Here is a 13,466-nt window from a genome sequence, read left to right as displayed (position 1 = left end):
CTGTCCTCGGCGATGTGCCCCCGTTGTGCCCTGCGAAGTCTGCCTAGCCGTGTCCGTGCAGGTCAGACCGGTTCATCACCGGTAGTTCACGAACTGAAGCGCGAAGTCGAAGTCCTTGCCCTTCAGGAGGGCGATCACGGCCTGGAGGTCGTCGCGGCTCTTCGAGCTGACGCGCAGTTCGTCGCCCTGTACCTGCGCCTTGATGCCCTTCGGGCCCTCGTCGCGGATGATCTTCGCCACCTTCTTCGCGTTGTCCTGGGAGATGCCCTCCTCGATCGACGCGAAGATCTTGTACTCCTTGCCGGAGAGCTGCGGCTCACCGGCGTCCAGCGACTTCAGCGAGATACCGCGCTTGATCAGCTTCGACTCGAAGACGTCGAGGATGGCCTTCACCCGGTCCTCGGAGTTGGCCTGCATCAGGATCTTCTCGCCGGACCAGGCGATCGAGGCGCCGACGTTCTTGAAGTCGTACCGCTGAGAGATCTCCTTGGCGGTCTGGTTGAGGGCGTTGTCGACCTCCTGCCGCTCGACCTTCGAGACGATGTCGAAACTGGAGTCGGCCATGTCCTGTGGCTCCTTGTATCGGGATGGATCGGGGTGCGTATCGGCGTGCGGGACCCGGGCCGCCTGGCCCGGCATCGATCCCGGGCCGCATCCGCATAAGCCTAGCCACCCCACCCCCCGTGGGCTGCTGATCTATGGGGTGGCGAAGCACCCCTGTGCATCGGGTATCGTTTACGTCGTTGCCAGGGAGCACCACCGAGAGGTGGACTCCACAGCAGCAAACTTGGCGGTGTGCCCGAGCGGCCAAAGGGAGCAGACTGTAAATCTGCCGGCTCAGCCTTCCCAGGTTCGAATCCTGGCGCCGCCACAGAGAGGAAGACCCCCTCTGATCAGCCCTTAGGGCAGGTCGGAGGGGGTCTCTTCGTTTCCGGGGGAAGCTCTGGCGTGGCGAAGATCATAAAGAGTCGGCCGTCGGGTGCCGTGCCGCCCCAACTCCCCATGCGGGAGGGCGGGAAGGGCCGGTCGAGAGCGCGGCTGACCTCCCGCGTCGCGCTCGTGCGGCGTGAACCCGCGGCCGATGTCCCGTGCCGCCCGGATCAGCCCGACTTCGGCGGCTTCTGCGTGTCGAAGGCGAAGAGGGTGTTCTTGGCCGCGGCCACGATCACCACACGCCCCGCGACGGTCACGCGCGGGCTCGCGCCCTGCTCGCCCGTCAGATCGTCGGCCCGCGGGTCTGTCGTCCACAGGGAGGCACCGTCGTCCGGCGACAGCGCGACCACCCGGCCGGTGGCCGAGCTGAAATACAGCGCGTCCGCTCCCGCGACGGGACCCGACGCACCCTCCACGCTGGTCTGCCGCGACCACTTCTTCCGGCCGGTGGCAGGGTCGAGCGCGGTGACGAGACCGGTCTGCCCGCTCACATAGACGGTGCCGTCCGCCATGCCCGGCGTCCCCGCGTATGCCTTCGCCAGCCGGGAGTAGGTGACCTTCCGCGAGGCGGGGTCGACCCGCGCCACCCCGTCGTAGCCGGCCAACGCCGGTCCCTCCAGGTGCTCCTGAAGGAGTACGAGTCTTCCGTCGGCGACGCCCACCGGCACAGCGGGCCCGTCGACCGCGATGGGCCCGCCCAGGGTCCCCGAGGCACGGTCGACCTCGTACAGGGTGGGGTGGCGTACCTCTGAGGCGTCCAGCTCCGTATCCGTCGCGCACATCGCGAGGAGCCGCGCGCCCACCGGGACGGGAGCGCACCGCGTCCCCGTAGGGAACGCTGTCGTCCAGGCGACCTCGCCGCTGTGCGCGTCCCGGGCCTCGAAGCGCGAGTCGGAAGCGTCGACCGTCACGACGGTGGAGCCGACCACAACGGCGTCCTGAGTCCGACCCGTGACGGCCGTCGACTGGGCGCCGGACGGCACGGACCACAGCTCCCGGCCGCTGTCGGCGTCGATGGCCACCACCTCGTCGGGAGGGTCCTGCGGGGCGTCCTGGGCGGCGATGCGGTAACCGAGCACCGTGTCGTCGGTGGCGCCCACCAGGTGCACGCCCTGCGCGGGGACACCCGGGCTCTTCACCGTCCACACCCGCGAGCCGTCCAGGACCTTGATACGGGTCGCGACGACACCGCCGCCCCCGCAGAACACCGCGTCGCCGCGCGCTACGCAACGCAACTCGTCCGGGATGTCCGGGCGACCGCCCGGCACGGTCGTGCGCCACCGCTTGAAACCGTCCGGAAGCGCGACACCCGCTGCCGCGACACGCTTGCCCTTGTCGCCGCCGTTGTTCCCCCCGAAGCCGCCCGCCTTCAGTGCGACGCCGCCCCCGCCGATCGCGGCCACCGCGACCGCCGCCGCGAGCACAGGACGCCATCGGCGACGCAGACGACGGCCGACGCGGGAGCCCGTGCTCCCCGTACCGGAACCGGCCGAGGCCGGGGTGTCCCGCCCCTCGAAGTGATGCTGGGTGGTCACATCGCGGGTGCAGCCCGCGCCGACCCCGTTCGCGCCGGTCCCGCCGAGGTCCGCCGGCAAGTCCCGCAGCAGCACGAGGAGTTCGTCCGCGGAGGGGCGCCTCTCGGGCTCCTTGTCCAGGCACGGCTCGACGATCGCGCGCAGAGCCGCCGGCACGGCGCCCAGCGACGGCTCCTCGTGCACCACCTGATAGGCCGTCAGGTACGGGCTGTCCGCGTCGAAGGGCCCGCGCCCCGTCGCCGAGTACACCAGCAGCGTCCCCAGCGAGAAGACATCGGACCGCGGCCCCACACCACGCGGCGCCTGCAACTGCTCCGGCGACATGAAGGGCGGCGTACCGATGACCCGCCCTGTCATCGTCAGCGTCTGCTGGTCCGCGGCGCGTGAGATGCCGAAGTCGATGACGCGCGGGCCCTCGGGCGAGAGCACGACGTTCGAGGGCTTCAGGTCACGGTGCACGACCCCCACCCGGTGGATGTCGCGCAGCGCCTCCGCCAGTCCGATGGCGAGCTTCCTCAGCTCCGCTCCGTCCAGCGGGCCCTTCGCGGCGATGTGCTGGGCGAGCGTGTAGCCCTCGATATAGGTCGTCGCCATCCATGGCTGATCGGCCTCGGGGTCGGCGTCGACCACGGCGGCGGTGAACGCGCCGCTCACCCGCCTCGCCGCGGCCACCTCCTGCCGGAAACGGATGCGGAACTCGTCGTCCCCCGCGAACTGTTGGTGGATCAGCTTGATCGCGACAGGCCGCCCCGAACTCGTACGGGCCAGGAAGACCGTGCCCATGCCGCCCGAGCCGAGCCGCGCCTCAAGCGGATAGCCGCCGATCTCGGCCGGATCACCCCCGCGCAGCGACACTCTCCCCGACCTCCCCGTTCCCCGTGCGCCTCTGGCGTCACGGGCCTGCGTACTTGTCCTTCGGACAAACTAGCCGCAGGTCAGTACGGGAGAGTAAAGAGGGTGAGGAACAGAGGGCCGTCCGTCGTACGCTGAGGGCATGTCGTCTCGCCGCAGGAGCTGTCCCGAGTGCCGTCGGGAAATCGCTGTCGTCGCGGGGCGGTTCGCGCGGCATGACCCGCCGGGGGCGCGGAGCGACAGGACGCTCGTCTCGTGTGTCGGGTCCCGCAGGCTCGCCCAGGCCGATGCGGCGCAGCCCACCCTCGACGGCTACGCCCTGCCGGAGTTCCCCGGTCAGCTTCCCCTCTTCTGAGCCCCGCGCCGAGCTTGACGAGCCCTCAGTTCCCCGCCACCGCCTTCACGGCCACCGACACCGGGGTCGAACCGCTGACCAGTTCCAGGGTCAGACCGGCCGTCGCGGGCGTGTCGATCAGCTCCGCCAGGACGGCCGCCACGTCGTCACGCGGGACCGTGCCGTGGCCGGTGTGTGCCTCCAGGCGTACGAGGCCCTTGCCCGCGTCGCTCGTCAGCGAGCCGGGGCGCAGGATCGTCCAGTCCAGGGACTCGTGGGCGCGGACGTGCGCGTCGGCCTCGCCCTTCGCGCGCAGGTAGACGTCGAAGACCTCGTCGCCCGCGTGCTCCGGGTCCGCGTTGATGGACGAGACGACGAGGAAGCGGCGTACGCCCGCCCGTTCCGCCGCCTTCGCGAACAGGATCGCCGCGTCCCGGTCTACGGTGTGCTTGCGGTCCGCGCCGCTGCCCGGACCCGCGCCCGCCGCGAAGACGGCCGCGTCGGCCCCCTCCAGATGCCCCGCGACCTCCTCGACCGACGTCGACTCCAGATCGCACACGATCGGTTCGGCGCCCGCCGTCCGCAGGTCGTCGGACTGCTCCGCATGGCGGATGATCCCCGCCACCTCATCACCGCGCGCGGCGAGCAAGCGCTCCAGCCGCAGCGCGATCTGACCATGACCACCAGCGATGACAGTGCGCATGTCTCCGACCGTACGCCCGGACGGACGCCTTCGCCGTGCGATCACCACGCACCTTCACGTATGTCTCGTTCGCACATGTGTCGTTCACCCATGTCTCGTCCGCACACGTGCACCCGCGCCGCGCATACGAGCACGTCACGTCCCCGCCCTACGCCTCCGTCACCCGCCCCTGCCGAGGCAGATCCAGCGCCACGGCCGCCGAGTCGCAGTACTCCCGGACGGCGCTCGTACGCGCCACCACGCGCCCCCGGTGCACCACCACGCGGCTGTACGCGAGCGAGAGCGCGCCCGCCAGTCGGTCGCCGCGTACCGCGAGCAGCTCCGCGGGGAAGCCGGCCTCCACCCGGACCTCAGGCAGGCCGAGCGCGGCCCGCGCGGACGCGCTCACCATGGCGTACGCCACCTCGGGGCTCAGTCCGTCCCGCGACGCCAGCAGATACGCGGCCTCCAGCGGATCGCCGCGCCCCACGGGGTTCGACACGTCCCGAAGCGCCCCGCTGCCCGCCGCCACCCGCACCCCGGCCGACCGCAGCAGCCGCACCGGAGCCGTGCCGCCACGCCGCTCGACGACGCCACAGCCCCCCTGCGGCAGACAGATCACGGTCACTCCGGCGGCGGCGAGTTGGTCGGCGGCACGGGCGGCGGCCCCCGCCGGAAGCCGTCCCAGACCGGCGCACGGGCCGAGGGTCACCCCGGGGCGCAGCCCGCCCGCCATCGCCGCGAGCCGGGCCAGGCGCACCGGGTCGTCGGCGTCCGTGTGCAGATCGACCGGGCAGCCGGACTCGGAGGCCAGTTCGAGAACCGCCTCGACATAGCCGGTGGGATCGGGGTCCGTGTCCGGACACCCGCCCACCACCGCGGCGCCCATCTTCATCGCGTCCCGCAGGATCGCGAGCCCGTTGGCACCGGCGGCCCCGGTGAGCACCCGCGGCATCGCCACCGCCGTCAGCTCGGCCAGCCCGCCGAGTGAGTGCCGCGCCCCCAGCAGCGCCTCCAGCGCGTCCAGGCCATGGACGTCACCGATGTGCACATGCGAACGCAGCGCCGTCGCGCCGTGGCCCAACTGGAGCAGCGCGGCCTCGGTGATACGGCGCTGGATCTCCTCCAGGGCCTGCGGCACCGGTCCGTCGCCGTCCGCCGAGAGGGCCGTGTCGCCGTGCGCGTGCGGCTCGGCGGGGGCCGGCAGGAGCAGATAGCCCCCGAGGTCGACACGCGCCCCGACGCTTCCCGCCGCCAGGCTGCCCGCGGTGCCGACCGCCTCGATGCGCCCGCCGCCCAGCCGTACGTCCACGGTCCGGCCGTCGGTCAGCCGCGCCCCGCACAGCAGCAGGCCGCTCGCGTCGGACGGTCCCGACGGCGAGGACGAGGAAGGGGGAGGCTGCGGTCGGCTGTCGGCCATCGCGTTCCTGGGGATCGGGGGCGGCTGCGCTCGCGAGGGAAGATCACGCAGAGTGAGTCGAGCCTAGGGCGGCGAGCAGGCCGCGACAGGGAAGAGCGCAATAGTCGTACCGGTGTGGCCCGGTGGGCGGTCCGTTCCGGTTCGGCCCTGCTCCGGCGCGGTGCGGGCGCCTGTCGCAGCCGTGCGCGAGGGGCTCAGGAAGCCTCGTGGGAACCAGGGGGAACAGGCCGGGGCGGGTGCCGCGAAACGGATTTGGGCGAACAGCGGGCGACCGTGTAATGTCTTCATCGCTCGCCCCAATAGCTCAGTCGGCAGAGCGTCTCCATGGTAAGGAGAAGGTCAACGGTTCGATTCCGTTTTGGGGCTCTGATGGGAGAGGTACCCGCCGTAAGGCGGGGACCGATCGCATCGCAGCGGTGTAGCTCAGTCGGTAGAGCAAGCGGCTCATAATCGCTGTGTCACCGGTTCAAGTCCGGTCACCGCTACTTGCAGTAGCCGATTGCGGGGTCGGTCCTTCAATCGGCTACTCTTTCATGCGTTAGATTTCGTCCACCCTGTTCGTCAAGGAGCACTCCTGTGGCTGCCACCGACGTCCGCCCGAAGATCACGCTGGCCTGCGTGGAGTGCAAGGAGCGGAACTACATCACCAAGAAGAACCGGCGCAACGACCCGGACCGTCTTGAGATGAAGAAGCACTGCCCGCGTTGCAACGCGCACACCGCGCACCGCGAGACGCGATAACCAAGGCTCGTAGCGAGGCCGTCCCCACTGATGAGGGGGCGGCCTCGCGGCGTTGATACGGCCGGAGTTCCGCCGTCCGGTCGGCGGGGCACCGACCCCCGCCGACCGGACGGCGGAACCGCTCACCCACGGGTGCAGAATCGGTCACGTCCGCCGAACCCGCTGAACAACCAGGAGGTGCCGGGCCATGGCGCTCGACCAGTCCTTCGTGGGGCGGTCCTACCCGCCCACCGACCCGTACGAGGTCGGCCGGGAGAAGATCCGCGAGTTCGCGGAGGCGATCGGAGACGCCAACCCGGCCTACGTCGACCCGGAGGCCGCCAAGGCGCTCGGCCACACCGATGTGATCGCCCCGCCGACCTTCGTCTTCGCGATCACCTACAAGGCCGCGGGCCAGGTCGTCCAGGACCCCCAGCTCGGTTTGGACTACAGCCGAGTGGTGCACGGCGACCAGAAGTTCGCCTACCGCCGTCCCGTGCGCGCCGGTGACCGGCTGAGCGTCACCTCGACCATCGAGTCCATCAAGTCCCTCGCGGGCAACGACGTCCTGGACATCCGCGGTGAGGTCCACGACGAGGCCGGTGAGCATGTGGTGACCGCCTGGACCAAGCTCGTGGCCCGCGCGCCGGAAGAGGAGGTGTGACGCGGATGACCGCGAAGATCGCGTACGACGCCGTCGAGGTCGGCACCGAACTGCCGGCGCAGAGCTTCCCCGTCACCCGAGCCACGCTCGTGCGGTACGCGGGCGCCTCCGGTGACTTCAACCCGATCCACTGGAACGAGAGGTTCGCCCGGCAGGTCGGCCTGCCGGATGTGATCGCGCACGGCATGTTCACCATGGCCGAGGCGGTCCGCGTGGTGACCGACTGGGTGGGCGACCCCGGCGCGGTCGTCGAGTACGGCGTCCGCTTCACCCGGCCCGTCATCGTCCCGGACGACGACCAGGGCGCCGTCGTCGAGGTCAGCGGCAAGGTCGCGGCCAAGCTCGCGGACAACACCGTCCGCGTCGACCTCACGGCGACCAGCGCAGGCCAGAAGGTCCTCGGGATGTCGCGGGCGGTCGTACGACTGGCCTGACGGCGTGGCCGACTGAAGCGAAGCCGAAGGGGCGTCCGCTGCTGCGGGCGCCCCTTCGCATGGACCAGGCGTGTCGGACTGCTTGACGAAGTTAGTGATTGCGCACTAACTTCGTCGCATGGTCAGGATGAGCGCCGAAGAGCGGCGCGAGAGCGTCATTCGCGCGGCGACGACCGAGTTCGGGCAGAAGGGCTACTACGGCACCTCCACCGAGGCGATCGCCAAGCGGGTGGGTGTCTCGCAGCCCTATCTCTTCCGGCTCTTCCCGAGCAAGAAGGCGATCTTCGCCGCCGTCTCGCACCGCTGCATCGAGGAGACGTGCGAGGTCTTCGAGGAGGCGTCCAGGGGCCTGGAGGGCGAGGAGGCCCTGCACGCCATGGCAGCCGCGTATGCGCGACTGATCGCGGAGCATCCCGAGAAGCTCCAGATGCAGATGCAGACGTACCTCGCCGTGGCAGCCGCCGAGGCCGAGGGGGAGCACGAGTTCGGCGAGTCCGTCCGGGCCGGATGGATGAAGCTCTGGGAGACGGTGCATCTGCCGCTGGGCGCCGACGTGAGCGAGACCACGACGTTCCTGGCGTACGGGATGCTCGTCAACACCCTCGCGGCCATGGGGTTCCCGCCCGAGCACACGGTCTGGCAGGGGCTGTACCTGTCGGCTCGGGGCGAGGGCCGGTCGGAGGAGTAGGGCGAACGGGCGCGGGGTGAAGGTCCTTAGCCTCGCCCGTCTCCGCTTGCCTGTCTCCGTCATGGCCTTCTCATGGCCGCGAAAGTAAGTAATCAATAACTAATATTCGAGCGACATACCCGCTGGGGGAGCGATGTCAGAGCAGCAGACAGCACGGCGCGGGGGCGTGGTCTGGGCCCTTGTGATCACCGGGCTCGCCGGGTTCATGGCGAGCCTCGACAACCTCGTCGTCACCACCGCCCTGCCCTCCATCCGCAAGGACCTCGGAGGCGGACTGGACGACCTGGAGTGGACCGTGAGCGCGTACACGCTCACCTTCGCGGTCCTGCTCATGTTCGGCGCGGCCCTCGGTGACCGCTTCGGGCGCCGACGGCTCTTCCTCGTGGGCCTGGGCATCTTCACCGCGGCCTCCGCCGCCGCGGCCATGGCGCCGGGCATCGACTCCCTGATCGCGGCCCGCGCGGTGCAGGGCGTGGGCGCGGCCGTCATGATGCCGCTCACCCTGACGCTGCTGACCGCCGCCGTCCCGGTCGAGAAGCGCGGGATGGCCTACGGGATCACGGGCGCCGTCAACGGACTCGCCGTCGCCTCCGGTCCCCTCATCGGCGGCAGCCTCACCGAACACGTGTCCTGGCACTGGATCTTCTGGCTGAACGTCCCCCTGGGCCTGGCCGTGATGCCGCTCGCCCGCCTCCGCCTCGCCGAGTCGTACGGCAGCGGTTCCCCGCTCGACGTCCCTGGCACCCTGCTCGTCAGCGGTGGTCTCTTCGGGATCGTGTACGGGCTGGTGCGCGGCCCGGCCGACGGCTGGACCAGCCCGCTCGTCCTGACCGGCCTGTTCGCGGGCACCGTGCTGCTCTTCGCCTTCGTCCACCACGGCATCCGCCACAAGAACCCCATGCTCCCCATGCGGCTCTTCCGGTCCCGCGCCTTCTCCGGGATCAACTTCGCGAGCCTGTTGATGTTCCTGGGGATGTTCGGCTCGATCTTCCTGCTCAGCCAGTATCTGCAAGGCGTACTCGGCTACTCGCCGACCCAGGCGGGCCTGCGGATGCTCCCCTGGACCGGCATGCCCATGCTGATCGCGCCCGTCGCCGGATATCTCTCCGACCGCTTCGGCGGACGCCCGGTCGTCGCCGCCGGGCTCGTCTTCCAGTCCGTCGGGCTCGTCTGCTTCGCCACCGTGGTCACCGCGGACGCGTCGTACGCCGCCCAGTTGCCCGCACTGATCCTCAGCGGCATCGGGATGTCCCTCTACTTCGCCCCGGCCTCCGCCCTGGTCATGTCCAGCGTCCGGCCCCATGAGCAGGGCATCGCGTCCGGCGCGAACAACGCCCTGCGCGAGGTCGGCGGCGCGCTCGGTATCGCGGTGATGTCGTCGGTCTTCACCGCACAGGGCGGCTACGAGACCCCGCAGGCCTTCGTGGACGGACTGCGCCCGGCCCTCGGGGTGGGGGCCGTGGTCGTGGCCCTGGCGGCCGTCGCCGCCCTGATCATCCCGGCCCGACGGCGTGCCGCGGGGGACCCGGTCGACACGGAGGACACGGCCGACGCGCCGACGGCTCCGGCCCTGGAGACAGCCGCCTCCTGACGCGCGTGTGACGCGGCCCCGCCCGGTCCTCGGGCGGGGCCGCCCGTGTGCGCTGCGGAGCGGTCGGTGCCGTCTCGTAGTCTTGGGCCCGTGCTGGAACTCCACGACGCCCCGCTCGCCCCGCTGACCACCTTCCGGCTGGGCGGCCCCGCCACCCGCCTGATCACCGCCACCACCGACGCCGAGGTGATCTCCGCAGTCCAGGAGGCCGACGACGCCGGTGTCCCGCTGCTGCTGATCGGCGGCGGATCCAATCTGATCATCGGCGACAAGGGCTTCGACGGCACCGCCCTGCGCATCGCCACGACGGGCATCGCCCTCGACGGCACCAGGCTGGAAGTGGCCGCGGGCGAGGTGTGGACCGATGCCGTGGCCCGCACCGTCGAGGCCGGGCTCGCCGGTATCGAGTGCCTCTCCGGCATCCCCGGCTCCGCGGGCGCGACCCCGATCCAGAACGTCGGCGCGTACGGCCAGGAGGTCTCCTCGACGATCAGCGAGGTGGTCGCGTACGACCGCAGGGAGCGTACGACGGTCACGCTGACGAACGACGAGTGCGCGTTCTCGTACCGCGCGAGCCGCTTCAAGGCCGACCCCGAGCGCTATGTGGTGCTGCGCGTCCGCTTCGGACTGGAGGACGCGCAGGGGCTCTCCGCTCCCCTCCGGTACGCGGAGACGGCCCGTGTCCTCGGGGTCGAGGCGGGCGACCGCGTGCCGCTCACCGCCGCCCGGGAGACCGTCCTGAAGCTGCGGGCGGGGAAAGGGATGGTCCTGGACCCCGAGGACCACGACACCTGGTCCGCGGGCTCGTTCTTCACCAACCCGATCCTCACCGACGAGGAGTTCGCCGCCTTCCACGCGCGCGTGAAGGAGCGGCTCGGCGATCAGGCGCAGCCGCCCGCGTTCGCGGCGGGCCCCGGACGCGTCAAGACGTCGGCGGCCTGGCTGATCGACAAGGCGGGCTTCACCAAGGGGTACGGCACCGGACCGGCCCGTATCTCCACCAAGCACACCCTGGCCCTCACCAACCGCGGCGAGGCCACCACCGAGGACCTGCTCGCCCTCGCCCGCGAGGTCGTGGCCGGGGTCCGGGAGGCCTTCGGGATCACGCTGGTGAACGAGCCGGTGACGGTGGGCGTGACCCTCTGAGAAGGGCAGGGGAGGCCGTCAGCAGGCGGCCTCCCGCTCCACCGTCCCCGGGCCGCTGAGCCAGGCGTCCACCCCGGCCAGCAGCTTCGCCTTCATGTCCGCGGGGGCGGCCGAGCCGCGCACCGACTGCCGTGCCAGCTCGGCCAGTTCGCGGTCCGTGAAGCCGTGATGGCGACGGGCGATCTCGTACTGGGCCGCCAGCCGGGAGCCGAACAGCAGCGGGTCGTCGGCGCCCAGCGCCATCGGGACACCCGCCTCGAAGAGCCTGCGCAGGGGGACGTGCTCCGGCTTCTCGTAGACGCCGAGCGCCACGTTCGAGGCGGGGCACACCTCGCAGGTCACCCCCCGGTCCGCCAGGCGCTTGAGCAGCCGCGGGTCCTCCGCGGCCCGCACCCCGTGGCCGATCCGGGTCGCGTGCAGGTCGTCCAGGCAGTCGCGGACCGACGCGGGCCCGGTCAGCTCGCCGCCGTGCGGCGCCGACAGCAGGCCGCCCTCGCGGGCGATGGCGAACGCCCGGTCGAAGTCCCGTGCCATGCCCCGGCGTTCGTCGTTCGAGAGCCCGAAGCCCACCACCCCGCGGTCCTGGTACCGCACGGCCAGCCGGGCCAGCGTGCGCGCGTCCAGAGGGTGCTTCATACGGTTCGCGGCGACCAGGACCCGCATCCCGAGTCCCGTCTCCCGGACCGTCGTCTCCACCGCGTCCAGGATGATCTCCAGCGCCGGGATCAGACCGCCGAGGCGCGGCGCGTACGACGTCGGGTCCACCTGGATCTCCAGCCAGCCCGAGCCGTCCCTGAGGTCCTCCTCCGCGGCCTCCCGCACCAGCCGCCGGATGTCCTCCGGCTCCCGCAGACACGACCGCGCCGCGTCGTACAGCCGCTGGAAGCGGAACCAGCCCCGCTCGTCGGTCGCCCGCAGCTTCGGCGGCTCCCCGCTGACCAGCGCCTCGGTCAGCGCGTCGGGCAGCCGGACGCCGTGCTTGTCGGCCAGTTCCAGCAGGGTGGTGGGCCGCATCGACCCCGTGAAGTGCAGGTGGAGATGGGCCTTCGGCAGCTCAGAGAGATCACGTACACGCTCCATTCCCAGATCGTGCCGCAGGTCCCCGCCCCACCGGTAGCGCTTTCACCGTCCGTGGTCTTGCCCGCACAAACAAACGGGGACCCGCCGCCTTCCCGCTGGGGTGGGCGACAGGTCCCCGGGGCATCCGGAGCGGGAGGTCAGTCCCGCGCCTCCGCGAGCAGCTTCTGGATCCTGCTCACGCCCTCGACGAGGTCCTCGTCACCGAGGGCGTAGGACAGGCGCAGATAGCCGGGGGTGCCGAAGGCCTCGCCCGGGACGACCGCGACCTCGGCCTCCTCCAGGATCAGCGCGGCCAGCTCCACGGAGGTCTGCGGACGCTTGCCGCGGATCTCCTTGCCGAGCAGGCCCTTGACCGACGGGTACGCGTAGAACGCGCCCTCGGGCTCGGGGCAGAGAACACCCTCGATCTCGTTCAGCATCCGCACGATGGTCCGGCGGCGCCGGTCGAAGGCCTCGCGCATCTTCGCGACCGCGTCCAGGTCACCCGACACGGCCGCCAGGGCCGCGACCTGCGCGACGTTCGACACGTTGGACGTCGCGTGCGACTGGAGGTTGGTCGCGGCCTTGACGACGTCCTTCGGGCCGATGAGCCAGCCCACGCGCCAGCCCGTCATCGCGTACGTCTTGGCGACACCGTTGACCACGATGCACTTGTCGCGCAGCTCGGGCAGGAGCGCGGGCAGCGAGGTGAACTTCGCGTCGCCGTAGACCAGGTGCTCGTAGATCTCGTCCGTCAGCACCCACAGGCCGTGCTCGACCGCCCAGCGGCCGATCGCCTCGGCGTCGGCCTCGCTGTAGACCGCGCCGGTCGGGTTCGAGGGCGAGACGAAGAGGACGACCTTCGTCTTCTCCGTGCGGGCCGCCTCGAGCTGCTCGACGGAGACGCGGTAGCCGGTCGTCTCGTCCGCGACGACCTCCACCGGGACACCGCCGGCCAGCCGGATCGACTCGGGGTACGTGGTCCAGTACGGCGCCGGGACGATCACCTCGTCGCCCGGGTCCAGGATCGCGGCGAAGGCCTCGTAGATCGCCTGCTTGCCGCCGTTGGTGACCAGGACCTGGGAGGGGTCCACCTCGTAGCCCGAGTCGCGCAGCGTCTTCGCGGCGATGGCGCTCTTCAGCTCCGGCAGACCGCCGGCCGGCGTGTAGCGGTGGTACTTCGGGTTCTTGCAGGCCTCGACGGCCGCTTCGACGATGTAGTCCGGCGTCGGGAAGTCCGGCTCGCCGGCACCGAAGCCGATGACAGGGCGTCCGGCGGCCTTGAGGGCCTTGGCCTTGGCGTCCACGGCAAGGGTGGCGGACTCGGAGATCGCGCCGATCCGGGCGGAGACCCGGCGCTCGGTGGGAGGGGTTGCAGCGCTCATGGGACCCATCGTTCCAGACCGGA

General features: G+C 71.1%; 13 protein-coding genes and 3 tRNA genes. 10 read left to right on the top strand and 6 right to left on the bottom strand.

The window, feature by feature from the left end; all coding sequences use genetic code 11:
• Positions 1–75: 75 nt before the first annotated feature.
• Entirely contained in the window at positions 76–564 is a 489-nt protein-coding gene (locus ACZ60T_RS10680; RefSeq protein WP_365632401.1) for a YajQ family cyclic di-GMP-binding protein, read from the bottom strand.
• Between the two features lie 225 nt (positions 565–789).
• Here ACZ60T_RS10680 and ACZ60T_RS10675 point away from each other — a divergent pair.
• A tRNA-Tyr gene (locus tag ACZ60T_RS10675) sits at positions 790–871 on the top strand.
• Between the two features lie 229 nt (positions 872–1,100).
• On the opposite strand, the gene ACZ60T_RS10670 is transcribed toward ACZ60T_RS10675, so the two are convergent.
• Complete coding sequence (locus tag ACZ60T_RS10670; RefSeq protein WP_469665531.1) at positions 1,101–3,323, bottom strand: serine/threonine-protein kinase; 2,223 nt, start codon at positions 3,321–3,323, stop codon at positions 1,101–1,103.
• A 139-nt stretch (positions 3,324–3,462) separates the two neighbouring features.
• Between ACZ60T_RS10670 and ACZ60T_RS10665 the strand changes: the two genes are divergently transcribed.
• Positions 3,463–3,675 carry a hypothetical protein gene (locus ACZ60T_RS10665; RefSeq protein WP_365632407.1) on the top strand — a complete coding sequence of 71 codons (213 nt, stop codon included), beginning with the start codon at positions 3,463–3,465 and terminating at the stop codon, positions 3,673–3,675.
• 25 nt (positions 3,676–3,700) lie between these two features.
• Here ACZ60T_RS10665 and ACZ60T_RS10660 read toward each other — a convergent pair whose 3' ends face one another.
• A complete protein-coding gene (locus ACZ60T_RS10660; RefSeq protein ID WP_365632410.1) occupies positions 3,701–4,357 on the bottom strand; it encodes an SDR family oxidoreductase in 657 nt (218 codons plus the stop codon).
• A 148-nt stretch (positions 4,358–4,505) separates the two neighbouring features.
• Positions 4,506–5,756 carry an amidohydrolase family protein gene (locus ACZ60T_RS10655; protein ID WP_469665530.1) on the bottom strand — a complete coding sequence of 417 codons (1,251 nt, stop codon included), beginning with the start codon at positions 5,754–5,756 and terminating at the stop codon, positions 4,506–4,508.
• Positions 5,757–6,049: 293 nt separating this feature from the next.
• On the opposite strand from ACZ60T_RS10655, the gene ACZ60T_RS10650 reads away from it, so the two are divergent.
• The 8 genes from ACZ60T_RS10650 to ACZ60T_RS10615 all read left to right on the top strand — a co-directional run bounded on the left by ACZ60T_RS10650 (position 6,050) and on the right by ACZ60T_RS10615 (position 10,999).
• Positions 6,050–6,122 (top strand) — tRNA-Thr (locus tag ACZ60T_RS10650).
• Positions 6,123–6,168: 46 nt separating this feature from the next.
• Positions 6,169–6,241 (top strand) — tRNA-Met (locus ACZ60T_RS10645).
• 91 nt (positions 6,242–6,332) lie between these two features.
• Positions 6,333–6,497 (top strand): 50S ribosomal protein L33, encoded by a 165-nt coding sequence (gene rpmG / locus ACZ60T_RS10640; RefSeq protein ID WP_004571794.1) that lies wholly within the window; start codon positions 6,333–6,335, stop codon positions 6,495–6,497.
• 187 nt (positions 6,498–6,684) lie between these two features.
• On the top strand, positions 6,685–7,140 hold the full coding sequence (locus ACZ60T_RS10635) for an FAS1-like dehydratase domain-containing protein (protein WP_469665529.1): 456 nt from the start codon (positions 6,685–6,687) through the stop codon (positions 7,138–7,140).
• Positions 7,141–7,145: 5 nt separating this feature from the next.
• The gene (locus ACZ60T_RS10630; RefSeq protein ID WP_469665528.1) at positions 7,146–7,574 is read left to right on the top strand and encodes a MaoC family dehydratase; all 429 of its coding nucleotides are present in this window, start codon (positions 7,146–7,148) and stop codon (positions 7,572–7,574) included.
• A gap of 118 nt (positions 7,575–7,692) precedes the next feature.
• Entirely contained in the window at positions 7,693–8,262 is a 570-nt protein-coding gene (locus ACZ60T_RS10625; protein WP_469665527.1) for a TetR/AcrR family transcriptional regulator, read from the top strand.
• A 133-nt stretch (positions 8,263–8,395) separates the two neighbouring features.
• Entirely contained in the window at positions 8,396–9,853 is a 1,458-nt protein-coding gene (locus ACZ60T_RS10620) for a DHA2 family efflux MFS transporter permease subunit (RefSeq protein ID WP_469665526.1), read from the top strand.
• A 90-nt stretch (positions 9,854–9,943) separates the two neighbouring features.
• Complete coding sequence (locus ACZ60T_RS10615; RefSeq protein ID WP_469665525.1) at positions 9,944–10,999, top strand: UDP-N-acetylmuramate dehydrogenase; 1,056 nt, start codon at positions 9,944–9,946, stop codon at positions 10,997–10,999.
• 18 nt (positions 11,000–11,017) lie between these two features.
• Here the strand turns inward: ACZ60T_RS10615 and ACZ60T_RS10610 are convergent, their stop codons facing one another.
• Together ACZ60T_RS10610 and ACZ60T_RS10605 are read right to left on the bottom strand one after the other, a co-directional pair.
• Positions 11,018–12,079, bottom strand: a complete 1,062-nt coding sequence (locus ACZ60T_RS10610) for an adenosine deaminase (protein ID WP_365632431.1) — start codon at positions 12,077–12,079, stop codon at positions 11,018–11,020.
• Between the two features lie 137 nt (positions 12,080–12,216).
• Entirely contained in the window at positions 12,217–13,443 is a 1,227-nt protein-coding gene (locus tag ACZ60T_RS10605) for a pyridoxal phosphate-dependent aminotransferase (protein ID WP_365632434.1), read from the bottom strand.
• Positions 13,444–13,466: the final 23 nt, after the last annotated feature.

The organism is Streptomyces sp. NPDC104371 (assembly GCF_055583785.1).
This window is presented reverse-complemented; position numbering and strand designations above follow the sequence as displayed.

Excerpts from the sequence above, each read along its gene's own strand:
- ACZ60T_RS10680 (WP_365632401.1), bottom strand. The coding sequence starts at position 564 with ATGGCCGACTCCAGTTTCGACATCGTCTCGAAGGTCGAGCGGCAGGAG.
- ACZ60T_RS10635 (WP_469665529.1), top strand. The coding sequence starts at position 6,685 with ATGGCGCTCGACCAGTCCTTCGTGGGGCGGTCCTACCCGCCCACCGAC.
- ACZ60T_RS10620 (WP_469665526.1), top strand. The coding sequence starts at position 8,396 with ATGTCAGAGCAGCAGACAGCACGGCGCGGGGGCGTGGTCTGGGCCCTT.
- ACZ60T_RS10655 (WP_469665530.1), bottom strand. The coding sequence starts at position 5,756 with ATGGCCGACAGCCGACCGCAGCCTCCCCCTTCCTCGTCCTCGCCGTCG.
- ACZ60T_RS10605 (WP_365632434.1), bottom strand. The coding sequence starts at position 13,443 with ATGAGCGCTGCAACCCCTCCCACCGAGCGCCGGGTCTCCGCCCGGATC.
- ACZ60T_RS10665 (WP_365632407.1), top strand. The coding sequence starts at position 3,463 with ATGTCGTCTCGCCGCAGGAGCTGTCCCGAGTGCCGTCGGGAAATCGCT.
- ACZ60T_RS10630 (WP_469665528.1), top strand. The coding sequence starts at position 7,146 with ATGACCGCGAAGATCGCGTACGACGCCGTCGAGGTCGGCACCGAACTG.
- ACZ60T_RS10610 (WP_365632431.1), bottom strand. The coding sequence starts at position 12,079 with ATGGAGCGTGTACGTGATCTCTCTGAGCTGCCGAAGGCCCATCTCCAC.
- ACZ60T_RS10660 (WP_365632410.1), bottom strand. The coding sequence starts at position 4,357 with ATGCGCACTGTCATCGCTGGTGGTCATGGTCAGATCGCGCTGCGGCTG.
- ACZ60T_RS10625 (WP_469665527.1), top strand. The coding sequence starts at position 7,693 with ATGGTCAGGATGAGCGCCGAAGAGCGGCGCGAGAGCGTCATTCGCGCG.